This window comes from Trinickia sp. (assembly GCF_051953405.1).
Taxonomy (GTDB): Bacteria; Pseudomonadota; Gammaproteobacteria; order Burkholderiales; family Burkholderiaceae; genus Trinickia.
This window is the reverse complement of record NZ_JBQCIV010000104.1, coordinates 62,729-77,111: the sequence shown is the minus strand read 5'-3', so window position 1 is coordinate 77,111 and position 14,383 is coordinate 62,729. Positions and strand designations below refer to the sequence as shown.

Here is a 14,383-nt window from a genome sequence, read left to right as displayed (position 1 = left end):
GATTTTGCCACGTATCTGCGACCGCCGCATCAGGTAGCACCCGGCGTCCCCGCAGCGAAGAGGCGCACAGCCCCCCGCAACCCAAAGCGAACAGATAAATCCTTGACCAGGTATAAGGATACTCCGTCCAGCCCTCGCCAATATTCAAATGTGGTGAACATCGCTGGATCGCAAGCTACAGTCCCCAGCTTTTGGGATACCAGTCGACACCGTCAGAGTTCCCCGACCCCGCTCCTTTCGCGTAGCGGGGCCTCCGGCGACGTTCTAGACGCCCATCGTTCCGACTGTGGAAGCGCGACTTCAAGGACATACGAGCTGAATGCTGACAATTGCACATATCGGCTCCGCCCTACTTCCTCGATCAACGTCGCCGCCAGCCCCCATGGAGTAGCGCTCAAAACGACGGCAACAGGCTCGTCACCGCGATGCGCCCCAGATTATGCGACAAGCGCGCGTAGCGCTCTGTCACGGAGATAGACGAGTGCCCAACCAGATCTTTCACAACGTAGAGAGATACCCCGTCCATCACTAGCCAGGACGCAAATATATGCCGCAGGTCATGAATGCAAAAATTGTCGATACCAGCAGGAGCACACGCGGCCACGAAGCCTTTCTGTAAGGTCTTTGTTCGCCCGGTAGCCCATGGGGACGGAAGGACCCACGGAGAACCGGGTGAGTGTCGTTTAACCCAGTCGCGCTGGTCCTGCAGCGACCGCATCGCCATTTCATTGAGCGGTATCAGCCAACGCTTCCCCTTAGTGGCTCCGACTCCAGACGAAATGCCGCACGTTCGAAGTCGACGCGATTCCACTCGAGCCCCGACATCTCGCCCTTCCTACAACCAGTGTTTAAAGCAAGACGCACAAAGTTCGACAAGACGAAGGAAGCCGCCAACTCGCTCGGCTACGTCGCAGAAACGATCGGCAAAAGCCAGAGCCGGATCAGCGAATGGAAGAAGGGGATCGGCAAGCCCTCCGCGACTGACATCATGCTGATGGCGGAAATCGCGGGGCTGCCACCACTGGAAACGCTGGCCGAAGTAGAAAGCCAACTGGACGCCGATCGAGCGTCAGTGTGGATGCGTGCCTTGGGAAACTTGCGGGCTGCGGGAATCGCGGCAGGCGTGGTGCTCGAGTAGGGACCGTAGTCGCGACCGTTGCGCCGCAAGCCGCTGAAGAAAAACAGAATATGGCGCGCCCGGCTGGGATCGAACCAGCAACCCCTGCCTTCGGAGGGCAGTACTCTATCCATTGAGCTACGGGCGCATTAGCGCGGAGGGCGTCGCGGCCAGAGGGGCTGCGGCTCCGAGCGAGACCGAGAGCATACCCGGTTTCGCCTATCGCGTCCACCGCGGTCCCCTTGACACCGCGGTCCCCTTGGCGATCGCTAGCACCACCGCGCCGGCCCACAGCTTTCGAACCTCGCCCAAGCGCCCCCGTTCCGCCGCCATCCCACTAAAAACCCCAAAAACGCGAAACCGTTCCAACCCCATTAACCCACGCCCCACGACAAGCCCGGGTAAACGCCTCCCCCTCGCCCCATCCACCCCGCTCGCCGCCGCCAAAACGTTGCGTCTATAATCGACCCCGTGTTTGATCGAATTAATTAAGTCGTTGCCGACTTAGCCGTTTCAGTTTTAGCTGTTGCCGTCGCGCTGTACCGCTCACCAACAAAATTCCCGGGAGACGAGACAAGCATGAGCGAAGCACCACACGGAGCCCCGATCAAAACGCCCGGCCAGTTGATCGCCGCGGTCATTGCGGCGTTTGCCATTCCGATCGTCGTCATCATCTTGCTGGCGTACTACGTCAATCAGTCGCAACGCACCGGCGCCGGAACCGACGGCCTGGCCGATGCCACCGTCGCCAAACGCATCGCCCCCATCGCGCAAGTCGACGTCCGCAATCCCAACGCCCCTCGCGTCTACAAGACCGGCGAAGAAGTCTTCAAAGCGGTCTGTACCACCTGCCACACCCCCGGCGCCGCCGGCGCACCGAAGTTCGGCAACGCCGGAGACTGGGCGCCGCGCATCGCGCAAGGCTACGACACGCTGCTGCAAACGGCCCTGCACGGCAAGGGAGCGATGCCCCCGCGCGGCGGCACGAGCCCCGACGACTACAGCGATTACGAAATCGCCCGCGCCGTCGTCTACATGGCCGATCACGCCGGCGCGACCTTCCCCGAGCCCGCCGCCCCGGCCTCCGGCGCCGCCGCGACGCAAAACGCCGCCTCCGCCGCCACCGCCACGCAAAGCCCGACCGCCAGCACCGGCACCGTGAACGATCAGGCCGCGGCCGCGATCGCCGCGCTGCCGAGCGCCCCCGCCCCCGCCTCGCCCGCCGCCGATCAAGCGCAAGCCGGCAAGGCGCTCTACACCCAGGTCTGCCAGGCGTGCCACGCCGCCGGCGTGCTCGGCGCACCGAAGTTCGGCAACAAGGGCGATTGGGCGCCGCGGCTCAAGGATCCGATGGACGTCATCTACAACTACGCGCTGCACGGCAAGGGCAACATGCCCCCGAAGGGCGGCTCGAACGCGTCCGACGACGACGTCAAAGCCGCCGTCGATTACATGGTCAGCGCAGCCAAGTAAGCGGTAAGCCGCGACATCCCCAAGAGAAAGGGCCCCAAGCAAACGCTTGGGGCCCTTTCGTCCATTAGTCGATCGACCACCCGCTCAAGGCTTCTGCAGCAACGCCTTCAGGCTCGCCAATCGATCTTTCGGCGTCATCGGCGCTTCTTCGGGTGTCGGCGGCGGCGCTTCGTCCAGGCTCATTTCAGGAATGAAGCGCGATGGTTCGCACACTACCGTCTCGCGAGCGCGTTTTCGCTTCTTGCACCAGTTCAGATGCAAGCTGCGCTGCGCACGCGTAATCGCCACGTACATCAAGCGGCGCTCTTCTTCGATCCGCGCATCGTCGATCGGCTCGTCGTCGGCGCCGCCGCGGTGCGGCATGATCCCCTCCTCGACGCCCACGAGAAATACGTGCGGATACTCGAGCCCCTTCGACGCGTGCACGGTCGATAACCGCACCGCATCGGGGTCTTCCTCCTTGCCTTCGAGCATCGACATCAAGGCCACCGTCTGGATCAGGCCCAGCAGGTTCTTACCCGTATCGGCCAACCCATCGGCATTGTCGAAACCGCTAGCCTCGCCGTCCTCGATCTGCTCGGGTTCGGGCTTCGTCCCCTTGCGCTTGAGCCACTCCAAGAACTCGAGCACGTTCTGCCAACGCGACTGAGCCTGGCGCTCGTCGAACGTGTCGTAGAGGTAGGCCTCGTAGTGGATCGCGTCCATCAGATCGTCGAGCAGCGTGGTCGCCGCGTCCTTCGTCGCGCGGTCGGCGATCCGCTGCATGAAATCGCAGAAAACGCGCAGCGGTTCGACCTGTCGCGCGGACAAACGCGCTTCGATTCCACCCATGTAGACGGCTTCGAACAGCGACACCTTGGCCTGTCCCGCGAAGGCGCCCAGCGCTTCGAGCGTCGTGTTGCCGATGCCGCGTCGCGGTGTCGTGATCGCCCGGATGAACGCGGGATCGTCGTCGGGATTGGCGATCAGACGCAAATACGCGCAAATATCCTTGATTTCGGCTTTATCGAAGAACGACTGCCCGCCCGAAATGACATAAGGAATCCGTTCGCGGCGCAGCACCTGCTCGAAGATGCGTGCCTGGAAGTTGCCGCGGTAAAGGATCGCGTAGTCGCGAAACTGCGTGCGGCGCTCGAATTTGTGCGCCGACAGGCGGAAAACGACCGATTCGGCCTCGTGCTCTTCATCGTTGCAAGGCGTGACCGTGATCGTGTCGCCCATCCCGTGCTCGGACCACAGCTTCTTCTCGAACAACTTCGGGTTGTTGGCGATCACGTTGTTCGCCGCCGTCAGAATCCGCACCGTCGAGCGGTAGTTCTGCTCGAGCTTGATGAGATGCAGCTTCGGAAAATCCTTGCCGAGCTGCGCGAGGTTTTCGAGCGTGGCGCCGCGCCAGCCGTAGATCGCCTGGTCGTCGTCGCCCACCGCCGTAAAGGCCGCGCGCGGCCCAGCCAGCAGCTTCACCAATTCGTACTGGCACGCATTGGTGTCCTGGTATTCGTCGATGAGCAGATAACGCAGCTTGTTCTGCCAGCGGTCGCGCACGGCTTCGTTCTGCGCAAACAGCTCGGTCGGCAGGCGAATCAGGTCGTCGAAATCGACCGCCTGATAAGCATGGAGCGTCGCCACATAGTTGCGGTAGACGATCGCGGCCTGATGCTCGTCCTCGTTCGTCGCGCTGGCCGCGGCCGTCTGCGGGTCGATCAAGCCGTTCTTCCACAAGGAGATGATCGACTGGATCTTGCGAATGAAGCCTTTGTCGGTCGAGCCGACTTGTTCTTGGATCATGCCGAAACAATCGTCGGAATCCATGATCGAGAACTGCGGCTTGAGCCCGAGGTGCTCCGCTTCCGCGCGCAGAATCTGCACCCCGAGCGAGTGGAACGTGCAGACCGTCAGTTGATTGACGGGCACTTTCCGACCCTCTTTACCGGGGGTGGTCAGCGTCTTGCCTTCGAGCAGCTTGCCGACGCGCTCGCGCATTTCGGCGGCGGCCTTGTTCGTGAAGGTCACGGCGGCAATATGGCGCGGCTCGAAGCCCTTGTTCTCGATGAGATGGGCGATTTTCTGCGTGATCACGCGCGTCTTGCCGCTGCCGGCGCCGGCCAGCACCAGGCACGGGCCGTCGAGGTAGCGCACCGCTTCGCTCTGGGCGGGGTTCAATCCTGCGGACATCGTTGTGGATGGGTGTAACGAGGTTGGCGGCTCGCTTAAAGCGCATCGATACCGTAGCGGATGCGGCGCGCGAAGCCGTGAGGGCAAGTGCGCGATGTTAACACGGATGCACACGCCATCCTTGCTCGCCCGGTGGAATCGGTTCCTCGCCAAGTCGAGGCGTGCCACAATGTTCGACTGTCTTGCCCCGTGGCCGAGCCGCCGGATTGCCAGGTTCGCTCGCCGCGCGGCTCGTCCATTTGACGTTTGGCGGAGGAAAGCACACATGGCTCGCACGTTGAAAATCGGTTTGATGGGCTACGGGTACGCGGGCGCGACGTTTCACGCGCCTGTCATCGATCATTGCGGTGCCCCCGTGGACGCGCCCGATACGCCGTATGCGCGCGTCGCGGCGATCGCCACGAGCCAGCGCGAGCGCGCGCTCGCCGATTACCCTCAGGCCGAGATCGTCGCCGACATCGACGCGCTGATCGCGTCCGCGAACGTCGATTGCATCGTCATCGCCACGCCGAACGACACGCATTTCGCGCTCGCGGCGAAGGCGCTCGCGGCAGGCAAACATGTCGTCGTCGACAAACCCGTGACGCTGACGGCCGACGAAGCGCGTACCCTGGCCCGGCTCGCACGCGAGCACGGCACGCTCTTCGCGCCGTTTCACAATCGGCGCTGGGACGGCGATTTCATGACCGTTCGTGCGCTGATCGAAAGCGGCGCGCTAGGGCGCGTGGTTCACTTCGAATCGCACTTCGACCGCTTTCGGCCGCAGGTGCGTCAGCGCTGGCGCGAGCAAGCCGCGCGCGGCGGCGGTCTGCTGTTCGATCTCGGTCCGCATCTCATCGACCAAGCGCTGGCCTTGTTCGGCGCCCCCGAATCGGTGTATGCCACGGTCAAGCAGCACCGCGATCGCGCGAGCGCGCCCGACTACCTCCATCTTCTGCTCGGCTACGCCGATAAGGAAGTCGTGCTCCACGCCAGCGCGCTCGTGGCGATCGAGCCGCCGCGCTTCACGGTGCACGGCACACGCGGCAGCTATGTAAAGGCAGGACTCGATACCCAGGAAGATCAGTTGAAGGCGGGACTGCGGCCCGGCCAAGCCGGTTTCGGCGGGGGCAATGCGCCGGGCACGCTGCGTGCTCTGGAGGGCGAGCAAGAAGTCGAGCGTGTCGTGCCGACGCGCGACGGGGCGTATCTCGAGTTCTACCGCGCAGTGGCGAACGCGATCGTGCACGGCGCCCCGTTCCCCGTTTCGCCGCAAGATGCCGTCGACGTCATGGCGATTATCGAACTCGCGAACGAAAGCGCCCGCGAAGGCAAGCGGCTACCGTTCGTACGCGAGCCGGCGTAAGCACCGTCCGCACTATTTCGAGCGCGCCTGTCATCTAGGCAGGCGCGTCGGACGTTTGTTACCTAGTGGCCGCCATGGCCCCCCACACACCCATGCAAAACCACAAGGAGAATGGGATGCAACGCTCGATTCGCGCACTCGTTTATTGCGCGCTGATTTCCGTGCTGGCGGCTTGCGTCGTCGCGCGGCCACCGCACCACCGTGCGCCGCCGCCCCCGCCCCCGCCGCCGCCGGTGGTCCGGCCGAATCCGCACGAGGCCGAACTGGCTCGGCGCGCCGAGGTGGACGAGCGTATCGACAATCTGAGCCGCCGCATCGACGAACGCGTGGGCCAAGGCTACTATCCGCCGCCGACCGGCGCCGGGCTGCATCACCGGCTCGACGTGATCCGGCAAGAAACGAGCGATATGGCCGGGCAACACGGCGGCGGGCTGTCGAGCGACGAACAGCGCGTCATCAACCAGGAACTGGACGGCGCCGCACGAGCGATCGGGTACTGAACATCGGTGCGCCTCGCGCGCCGGCACAACAAAAACGCGGCGGGCCTTCGGGCTGCGCCGCGTTTTTTTGCGTCGCTCAGCGGCGCTCGGCGGCGCGCGCGCTCGCTCAACGCCGCGCCTGAGTCGCCATCCGCACGGCGAGCCCCGCGAGCACGGTGCCCATCACCCAGCGCTGCACCTTCACCCAACTCGGCCGCCCGGCGAGAAACGCCGCGATCGATCCGGCCATCATCGCCACGGCGGTATTGACCGCGAGACTCGCCGCGATCTGCAGGCTACCCAGCGTCAGCGACTGCGTAAGCACGCTGCCGCGGTGCGGATCGATGAACTGCGGCAGCAGCGAGAGGTACAGCACGGCGATTTTCGGGTTGAGCAGGTTCGTGATCAAACCCATCGTGAACAGCTTACGAGGACTATCGGCCGGCAGATCGCGCACTTCGAACGGCGAGCGGCCGCCCGGCTTCAGCGCCTGCCAGGCGAGATAGACGAGATACAGCGCGCCGCCGAGCCGCAGAGCATCGTAAGCGAACGGCACCGCCATGAGCAGCGCGGTGATGCCGCATGCCGTACCGACCATATAAAAGACGAAGCCGAGCGCGACGCCTCCGAGCGAAATCATGCCGGCGGCCCGCCCCTGGCAGAGCGAGCGCGAGACGAGATAGATCATGTTGGGGCCGGGCGTCAGCGCGATACCGAGCGCGACGAGGCCGAAGGCGAATAGCGATCCGGACGTGGGCATTGCATCTCCTCGATCGATGATGGATGGATGACGTTTCATGCCCAGGCGCGCGGCGGATGCTTCGACAAAGGCTCGCGCGATACGTTGCGCACCCCTGCCCCCGCGCTCCCCGATGGTGGACTCCATCTCACGGCGCCAGTCGCGCGGACCGACCGATTATTCCACGCTTAAGTCGATCGCGCAGACAAGCCCATACGGCGCCCGCGGTCACGCAACATCAAGCAACAACGGAGGCCGATGCCGGCGTGCCCAATTTCGCTTCGATATCGCGCATCGTCCGGTCGATCCAGCCTCGCAATAGACCGTCGAAACACACCGCGGCCGTCGAGCCCGCGACAAGACGATAGACGTCGTTGCGCCGGACCTTCGAGATGCGGGCGGGGTCGAGCCAAGCGTCGTTGGCCGCCAGCAGCCGCAACGTCTCCAGCCCGATCAGGATCGGCCATAAACACGCCAAGCGCAGACGAATCGAGCTGCGCGGAATCGAGAAGGTGTAATCGGCCGCGGCGCGATAGTGCGCGAGCGCCGTCGCCATCAGTTCGACGAGTATGGGCCGCGCGCGCGGCGAGGCGCCGGGCTCGAGCAGCGCCGCCGGCGTCAGCGCGTGCCGCTCGAGCAGCGGCGCGGGCAGATAGCAGCGGCCGATCCGAAGATCCTTCGAGCAGTCTCGTAGGATGTTCGTCAATTGCAGGGCCTTACCGAAGCGCACGCCGCGCTCGATCACGGTCGCCTCGGGCTCGTCGAACGTGGCCGGCAAATGCGCACAGGTCATCTTCGTCCAGAATTCGCCGACGCAACCGGCTACGAGGTAGGTATAGCGGTCGAGTTCCGCCGCGTCGCGCAACGCCACCACGGCACCGGAATGTTCGGCCGGGAAGGTCCGCAAATCGAATTCCATGCCGGTTGTCAGCGTCGCCACGATGTCGCGCACCGCGGCGCGATCCTCGGCATCGAGCTGCTCGAGTACCGCCAGCGCCGCATCGATCGATTCGAGCAAGCGCTTCTCGTCGGGTAACGCCTGTTGTCCGGCCACTTCGTCGGCAATTTGCGCGATCGCGCGCTTCGTGCCCTCGCTCGTGTCGCCGGCCACCGCGGCCCGTAGCGCCAGCAGCAACGACAGGCGCCGAGCCGGTTCGATCAGCGAGGTATCGGCGATCGTGTCGGCCGCGCGCGCAAGCAGGTAGGCCAGGCCGACCGGATCGCGCATCGGCGCCGGCAACACGCTCAACGTCAAATAGAACGAGCGCGAGACACTTTTGAGCAAAGGGCCGAGCAGATCGGCGCGGGCAGCGTGGGACATGAATCGAATAGTGAAGGGATGGACGCACGTCGCGGTCCGCAATTGTAGCCGGCCCCGGCGGGCGTCCTGTCCCTTTCGTCCGGTGGCTACGCGCTAAGCGTTAAGCGCTAACGGAAGACTTCGGCTGCGGATCGGCGCGCATGACGAGCGCGAGGCCGCCCAAGATCGCCGCCATGCCGGCCAGTTCCAGCGCCTGCAAGCGGTGGCCGAGAAACGCATAGTCCATCAGCGCCGTCACGATCGGCACGAGATAGAACAAGCTTGTGACGTTCACGAGGTCGCCGCGCTGCACCAATCGATAGAAGAGCAGTTGCGCGAACACGGAGATCACGAGGCCGAGCCATAGCAACGAGACGAGGAGCGTCGCGTCGAGCGTGAACGTGAGCGGCATCGAAGGGGCGATCGCCGCGCACAACGCGAGGCTCACGGCGTTTTGCAGCGGCAGCACGTCGATCGGCGCCTGCGCGATCCGTTTCTGGGCGATCGCGCCGACGGTCATGCAGGCCAGCGCCGCAAGCCCGAGGGCCGCACCGCTCGCCGACGTCGCCGCACCGGGGCTCGGATGCACGACGAGCGCCAACCCCACGAGCGCGACGGCCAGGCCCGCCAGCCGGCGCGGCGAGTGGCGCCGCTGCGTGGCGAGCATCGTCAGAATCGGCTGCGCGCCGAGCATCGTGGCGAGCAACCCCGGCGTGAGGCCGTGGGCGAGCGCGAGCAGATAGCAAATCGAATAGCCGCCCGTGAGTAGCGCACCGGTTAGCGCAACGCGCCAGCGCGTGCCGCGCGCCGGCAGCCAGCGACGGCGCCACAGGCCGAACAGGGCCAACACGGCATTGGCCAAAGTAAAGCGCAAAAGCAGGAACGCGAAGGCCGATGCGTGCTCGATACCGAGTTCGGCGAAGATCGCGCCGCTACTCCAGAGCAAAACGAAAAGCGTGGTCGTACCGTAAGCCGCCAGCGCGGCTCGAATGGAATTCATCTGAAATCACCTTGTGCCAGTGTGCAGGGAGCCGGCGCGAGCGCACGCCATGCGCGTCCAAGGGGACGCGAGGCAAAACGAGCCTGCGCGGGCGAACCGGGAATTCGGCGTTTAGACGCGCGCCACGGGGGGCGCGGCCATGCCGACGACGACTTGCCTCGGCGGGGGAGGCGAGCCGGCGTGCACGGGCACGAGGGCGCTCGAGTACGCAATGCGCCCAGCGCCGACGTTCGAGCCGGAGGGGCTGGCGACGATGCCGTGGGGGCGCATGGAGTGCGTCATCGATGTCGAATCGGTGAAGGGCAAGGACCGCGCATGGGGCGGTCGGGTTTGTGTCGACCAAGCAGGAAACGATCGACTGTCCGACAGACTACCCGCGACGGCCCGATCGCGCAACGGCAGGAAGGGCGAAGGGCTGGATCGTCGGTCGGCGGTCGGCGGTCGGCGGTCGGCGGTCGGCGGTCGGCGGTCGGCGGTCGGCGGTCGACATAGTGAGCATGCCGGCCTCGCGGCGCCGCCGCCCCGCACGCGCGGGCTCGGACAGTGCGATACTGCCCGGCATTACCCCGCCGATCGGCGCCCTTCATGACCGCTCTGGCCGATATCGTCCTCGTCTTGCATGCGCTCGTCGCGCTGTTCATCGTCGGCGGATTCGCGGCCATTTGGCTCGGCGCTGCCCTTGGCTGGGCCTGGGTGCGCGAGCGGCGCTTTCGATTCTGGCATCTGGCGGCGATCGGTGTCGTCGCGCTGCTCGCGGCCCTCGATGTCCCCTGCCCGCTCACCGTGCTCGAAGATTGGCTGCGCACCGGAAACGTCGGCCCGCAAGGATGCATCGAATCATGGGTCGGGCGGCTTTTGTTCTACGCATTGCCGACTTGGATGTTCACGCTCGCGTACGTGCTGTTCGCGCTTGCCGTGCTCCTCACCTGGCGATACGTCCCGCCACGCCCGAATCCCCGGCGCTGACGGCTCGATACGGCCGCTCGCCCGTCACTGCGCCTCGGTCGCGTCTTGCCGCAGCTTGGCCGCCGTCTGCAGCACGGCTTGTGCTTCGCGCTTGCGCCCCATCTCGTCGTAGAGCTTCGCCAGATTGCCCAGCACGCGCGCGTAGTCGCCGCGATACGTCTCCGGTTCCTTTTTTGCGAGCGCGTGGTAGAGCGCGATCGCGCGGCGGTAGGCGTCCTCGGCCTCGCGCCGCCGACGCGTCTTGCTGAGCAGGACGCCGAGATTGTTCAGGGTCCGAGCGCGGTCGGCCCCCACCGCGCCGGGCCCAGCGCGCTCGAACGGGGCAAGCGTGAGCAGCGCCTCCCGGTACGCGTGCTCGGCCGACACGGTCCGGCCTTGTTTCCGGTACAGCACGCCGAGGTTCGTCAGCGTGCGTGCCATGTCCGGCGCATCGTGCGCAGGGCTCTCTCGCGCGAGCTTGCGGCGGATCGCCAGCGCTTCGTCGTAAGCTCGCTCGGCCTCGGCCAGTTGCCCGCCGTCGCTGTAGAGATTGCCGAGGTTATTCAGGGTCTGCGCGAGCGCCGGGCGATAGGCGAGCGCATTCTCGCGCACGAGGGCCCGCTGTAACGCGAGCGCCTCGGTGTACGCGTCGCGCGCTTCGCCAGCTTGGTGTTGCATCGCATAAAGCACGCCGAGATCGTTCAGCGTCGTCGCTAGATCGGGCGTATAAGTGCCGGCGTCGCGCTGCGCCAACGCGCGCTCGAGTTTGAGCGCCTCCCGATAGGCGTCGATCGCATCGCTAGGGCGGGCGGCGTCGCGGTAAAGGCTGCCGAGCGCTTCGAGCAGATCGGCGACGGCCGGCGCGAAACGCGCGGGTTGCTCGCGCGCCAACCCCCAATACAATCCGAGCGCGTGCAAGTCGGCCATCTCCGCGTCCGCCGGCAGCGCCAATCCCGAATACAAATGCCCGAGCTTGGCCAACGCGCGAGCGAACGGCGGCCGCCACCGGTCGGGCTTATCGTGCGCGAGCACTTGGTAGTGCAAAACGAGCGATTCGTAGACGGGCTGCGCCAGCTCGAGCGAGCGCGCGTGCACGAGCAAATCGCCGTAGAAATCCGCGATCCGCAGGTCGTCCGGCCGCAACACGTGTGCGATGCGCACGAATGTAAGCGCTCGCTTCCAGGAGAACCGCAGCGATTCGACGATACCCGCTTCGAAACTGCGCGCGGCGATGAGATCGTTGGGCGCGCCGGGTTCGGCGAGTTCCGCGCCGATCAGTTTGGCCGCGCCATCGAGATCGAGCGCGGCAACCGCGGCGTCGACTTGCGGTTCGAGCGGATCGTCGGTCCACATGATGCGCGTCTGCCGTCGCAGCAACGCGTAACGCTCGTCCCAATCGCGCGCGAGGGCGGCGAAGTCGACATCGTCGCCGCCCTCGCCTTGCGCCGCGAACGTCAGCACAATCGGCGCAAGCGTCGAAAACGGCTGGCCGCGATTCGTCTCGAACATCCAATCGGCTGCTTTCGCGAAGGCCACGCGTTGGCGGCCCGGCAGGTGCGCTCGGCGCGCGGCGCGCCAGGCATCGGCGGCAAAGCGGTCCCGCTGCGCGGGCTCGATGCCGCAGTCTTGCTCGAAACGGAACCCGTGCTCGACATCCGTGACCGACAGTGCCGGCACGCAAGGCAGCGACGGCGACGGCGCAGCAGCCTGCGCCGTGAAGGCCTGCGCCATCGCGAGGGCGGTGAGCCATCGATGTGCGCGCCGATTCGTCATGCTCGTCTTCTCGTGGCAAGTGGCAGTCGATCCACACATGAAGAACGGTCGGAGCACGGCCGTATGTTGGCCGCCGCACGCCCGTGCACCTCCGACCGTCGCCGACACGCGCGCGACGCCACATAGGGCCAGCATAGGCGCGTTGGCGCCATTGCGCAGCCTAAGACGCGCGGCCGGGCGAACGCCCGGACCAGACACGGCTACTTCGCCCTAGCTACTTCGCCCTAGCTATTTCGACGCAGCGGCCCGTGTTCGCTGGCCCTGCGCGCGAATGTCGTCGAGCGTGGCCGCCGGGGTGCTGACTTCCTGGGGCACGCGAATTTCGATCAGCGCGGGCCGGCCGCTCGCGACGCATCGCTCGAACGCCGGCAGGAAGTCGGCCGTTTGCTCGACGGTTTCCCCGTGTGCGCCGAACGCGCGCGCAAACGCGGCAAAATCCGGATTCGTCAGCCCCGTACCATGCGTGCGCCCCGGATAATGCCGCTCCTGGTGCATGCGAATGGTGCCGTAGTGCGCGTTGTTGACGACGACGAACACGACGTTCAAGCCGTACTGCACTGCCGTCGCGAGTTCTTGCGACGACATCATGAAACACCCGTCTCCGGCAAACGCAACAACCGTCCGCTCGGGATACAGCGCCTTCGCCGCGATGGCCGCGGGCACGCCGTAGCCCATGGCGCCGCTCGTCGGCGCCAGTTGCGTGCGCCATTGCCGATACGCGAAGTGGCGGTGCAGCCAGATCGCGTAATTGCCGGCGCCGTTCGTCACGATGGCATCGGCGGGCAAGCGCGCGCGCAACTGCGCCATGATTTCGCCGAGCTGAACGTTGCCGAGCATCGGACGCGGCGCGCGCCACTCGAGATACGCGCGATGCGCTTGCTCCGCCGTACCGGCCCATGCGGGCGCGCGGCGCGGTTCGAGCGCCGCGAGCGCGGCGGCGATTTCGGGCATGCCCGAGACGATCGGCAGATCGGCCGCATACACGCGCCCCAATTCCTCGGCGCCTTGATGCACATGCACGAGGGTTTGCCGTGTCTTCGGGATATCGAGCAGCGTATAGCCGCCGGTCGTCGCTTCGCCCAAGCGCGGGCCCAGGACGAGCAGCAGGTCCGCCTCGCGGATGCGCTGCGCGAGCGCCGGATTCACGCCGAGACCGACGTCGCCCGCGTAGTTCGGCGAATCGTTATCGATCGTGTCTTGATAGCGGAAGGCGCAGCCGATCGGCAACTGCCACGTCTCGACGAATCGGCGCAAATCGGCGCACGCTTGCGCGTTCCATCCGCTGCCGCCCGCGATCACCATCGGCCGCTCGGCGTTCTCGAGCCGCGCGCGAACGTCTTCGATTTGCGCGGCCGACGGCGATGCCGCCACGCGTTGAAACGGTGGCGCGCAGGGTACGCGAGGACACGGCTCGGAGAGCATGTCTTCGGGCAACGCCAATACCACGGGGCCTGGACGCCCTGCACAGGCGGTGTGGAAGGCGTGGCTCAAGTATTCGGGAATCCGGCGCGCGTCGTCGATCTGCGCCACCCATTTCGCCATCTGCCCGAACATGCGCCGATAGTCGATTTCCTGAAACGCCTCGCGATCGAGATGATCGCGCGCGCATTGGCCGATGAGCAGGATCATCGGCGTCGAATCTTGAAACGCGGTGTGCACGCCGATCGAGGCATGCGTCGCGCCGGGCCCGCGCGTGACGATCGCCACACCGGGCCGCCCCGTGAGTTTGCCGGTCGCCTCGGCCATATTCGCCGCACCGGCTTCGTGCCGGCAGACGATCGTGCGAATGCGCTCCGTTTCGTCATAAAGCGTGTCGAGCACGGCGAGAAAGCTCTCGCCCGGCACGCTGAACACACGGTCGACCCCGTGCGTGATGAGCGCATCGACAAGCAAACGCGCTCCGGTCACGTGGGCGGTTTCGGCGACATTCGGCATGGTGCGGCAACCTCCTGATACTAGAGTTGGGTTCGAGAAGGCGCGACTGAGGCGAACAGCGAATCGCGTGAGACGGCGCCGACAGCTTACGCCTCTCGCCTG

13 protein-coding genes, 1 tRNA gene and 1 riboswitch are annotated in these 14,383 nt (G+C 65.7%); of the genes, 5 read left to right on the top strand and 9 right to left on the bottom strand.

The window, feature by feature from the left end:
• Window positions 1-394: 394 nt before the first annotated feature.
• Window positions 395-718 (bottom strand): tyrosine-type recombinase/integrase, encoded by a 324-nt coding sequence (locus tag ACTHN9_RS18325; RefSeq protein WP_440538190.1) that lies wholly within the window; start codon window positions 716-718, stop codon window positions 395-397.
• On the opposite strand from ACTHN9_RS18325, the gene ACTHN9_RS18320 reads away from it, so the two are divergent.
• Window positions 677-1,138, top strand: coding sequence for a helix-turn-helix domain-containing protein (locus ACTHN9_RS18320; protein WP_440538189.1), 462 nt, complete (start codon window positions 677-679; stop codon window positions 1,136-1,138). The genes ACTHN9_RS18325 and ACTHN9_RS18320 overlap by 42 nt on opposite strands.
• Window positions 1,139-1,189: 51 nt before the next feature.
• On the opposite strand, the gene ACTHN9_RS18315 is transcribed toward ACTHN9_RS18320, so the two are convergent.
• Window positions 1,190-1,265, bottom strand: a tRNA-Arg gene (locus ACTHN9_RS18315).
• 431 nt (window positions 1,266-1,696) lie between these two features.
• Here ACTHN9_RS18315 and ACTHN9_RS18310 point away from each other — a divergent pair.
• Complete coding sequence (locus tag ACTHN9_RS18310; protein WP_440538188.1) at window positions 1,697-2,590, top strand: c-type cytochrome; 894 nt, start codon at window positions 1,697-1,699, stop codon at window positions 2,588-2,590.
• An 84-nt stretch (window positions 2,591-2,674) separates the two neighbouring features.
• On the opposite strand, the gene ACTHN9_RS18305 is transcribed toward ACTHN9_RS18310, so the two are convergent.
• On the bottom strand, window positions 2,675-4,765 hold the full coding sequence (locus ACTHN9_RS18305; protein ID WP_440538187.1) for a UvrD-helicase domain-containing protein: 2,091 nt from the start codon (window positions 4,763-4,765) through the stop codon (window positions 2,675-2,677).
• 265 nt (window positions 4,766-5,030) lie between these two features.
• On the opposite strand from ACTHN9_RS18305, the gene ACTHN9_RS18300 reads away from it, so the two are divergent.
• Together ACTHN9_RS18300 and ACTHN9_RS18295 are read left to right on the top strand one after the other, a co-directional pair.
• Entirely contained in the window at window positions 5,031-6,110 is a 1,080-nt protein-coding gene (locus ACTHN9_RS18300) for an oxidoreductase (protein WP_440538186.1), read from the top strand.
• A 116-nt stretch (window positions 6,111-6,226) separates the two neighbouring features.
• On the top strand, window positions 6,227-6,610 hold the full coding sequence (locus ACTHN9_RS18295) for a hypothetical protein (RefSeq protein WP_440538185.1): 384 nt from the start codon (window positions 6,227-6,229) through the stop codon (window positions 6,608-6,610).
• 106 nt (window positions 6,611-6,716) lie between these two features.
• Here the strand turns inward: ACTHN9_RS18295 and ACTHN9_RS18290 are convergent, their stop codons facing one another.
• The 4 genes from ACTHN9_RS18290 to ACTHN9_RS18275 all read right to left on the bottom strand — a co-directional run bounded on the left by ACTHN9_RS18290 (window position 6,717) and on the right by ACTHN9_RS18275 (window position 9,910).
• Window positions 6,717-7,349: a LysE family translocator gene (locus tag ACTHN9_RS18290; protein ID WP_440538184.1), complete on the bottom strand. Its 633-nt coding sequence runs from the start codon at window positions 7,347-7,349 to the stop codon at window positions 6,717-6,719.
• A 32-nt stretch (window positions 7,350-7,381) separates the two neighbouring features.
• A riboswitch (ZMP/ZTP riboswitch) is annotated at window positions 7,382-7,502 on the bottom strand.
• A gap of 64 nt (window positions 7,503-7,566) precedes the next feature.
• Window positions 7,567-8,649, bottom strand: a complete 1,083-nt coding sequence (locus ACTHN9_RS18285; RefSeq protein WP_440538183.1) for a phytoene/squalene synthase family protein — start codon at window positions 8,647-8,649, stop codon at window positions 7,567-7,569.
• A 100-nt stretch (window positions 8,650-8,749) separates the two neighbouring features.
• Window positions 8,750-9,628, bottom strand: coding sequence for a DMT family transporter (locus ACTHN9_RS18280; RefSeq protein WP_440538182.1), 879 nt, complete (start codon window positions 9,626-9,628; stop codon window positions 8,750-8,752).
• Window positions 9,629-9,739: 111 nt separating this feature from the next.
• On the bottom strand, window positions 9,740-9,910 hold the full coding sequence (locus ACTHN9_RS18275; RefSeq protein ID WP_440538181.1) for a hypothetical protein: 171 nt from the start codon (window positions 9,908-9,910) through the stop codon (window positions 9,740-9,742).
• Window positions 9,911-10,213: 303 nt separating this feature from the next.
• Between ACTHN9_RS18275 and ACTHN9_RS18270 the strand changes: the two genes are divergently transcribed.
• Window positions 10,214-10,594: a DUF2784 domain-containing protein gene (locus ACTHN9_RS18270; protein WP_440538180.1), complete on the top strand. Its 381-nt coding sequence runs from the start codon at window positions 10,214-10,216 to the stop codon at window positions 10,592-10,594.
• A 24-nt stretch (window positions 10,595-10,618) separates the two neighbouring features.
• Here ACTHN9_RS18270 and ACTHN9_RS18265 read toward each other — a convergent pair whose 3' ends face one another.
• A complete protein-coding gene (locus tag ACTHN9_RS18265; protein ID WP_440538179.1) occupies window positions 10,619-12,346 on the bottom strand; it encodes a tetratricopeptide repeat protein in 1,728 nt (575 codons plus the stop codon).
• Window positions 12,347-12,574: 228 nt separating this feature from the next.
• The gene (locus ACTHN9_RS18260) at window positions 12,575-14,281 is read right to left on the bottom strand and encodes a thiamine pyrophosphate-binding protein (RefSeq protein WP_440538178.1); all 1,707 of its coding nucleotides are present in this window, start codon (window positions 14,279-14,281) and stop codon (window positions 12,575-12,577) included.
• Between the last annotated feature and the right edge of the window lie 102 nt (window positions 14,282-14,383).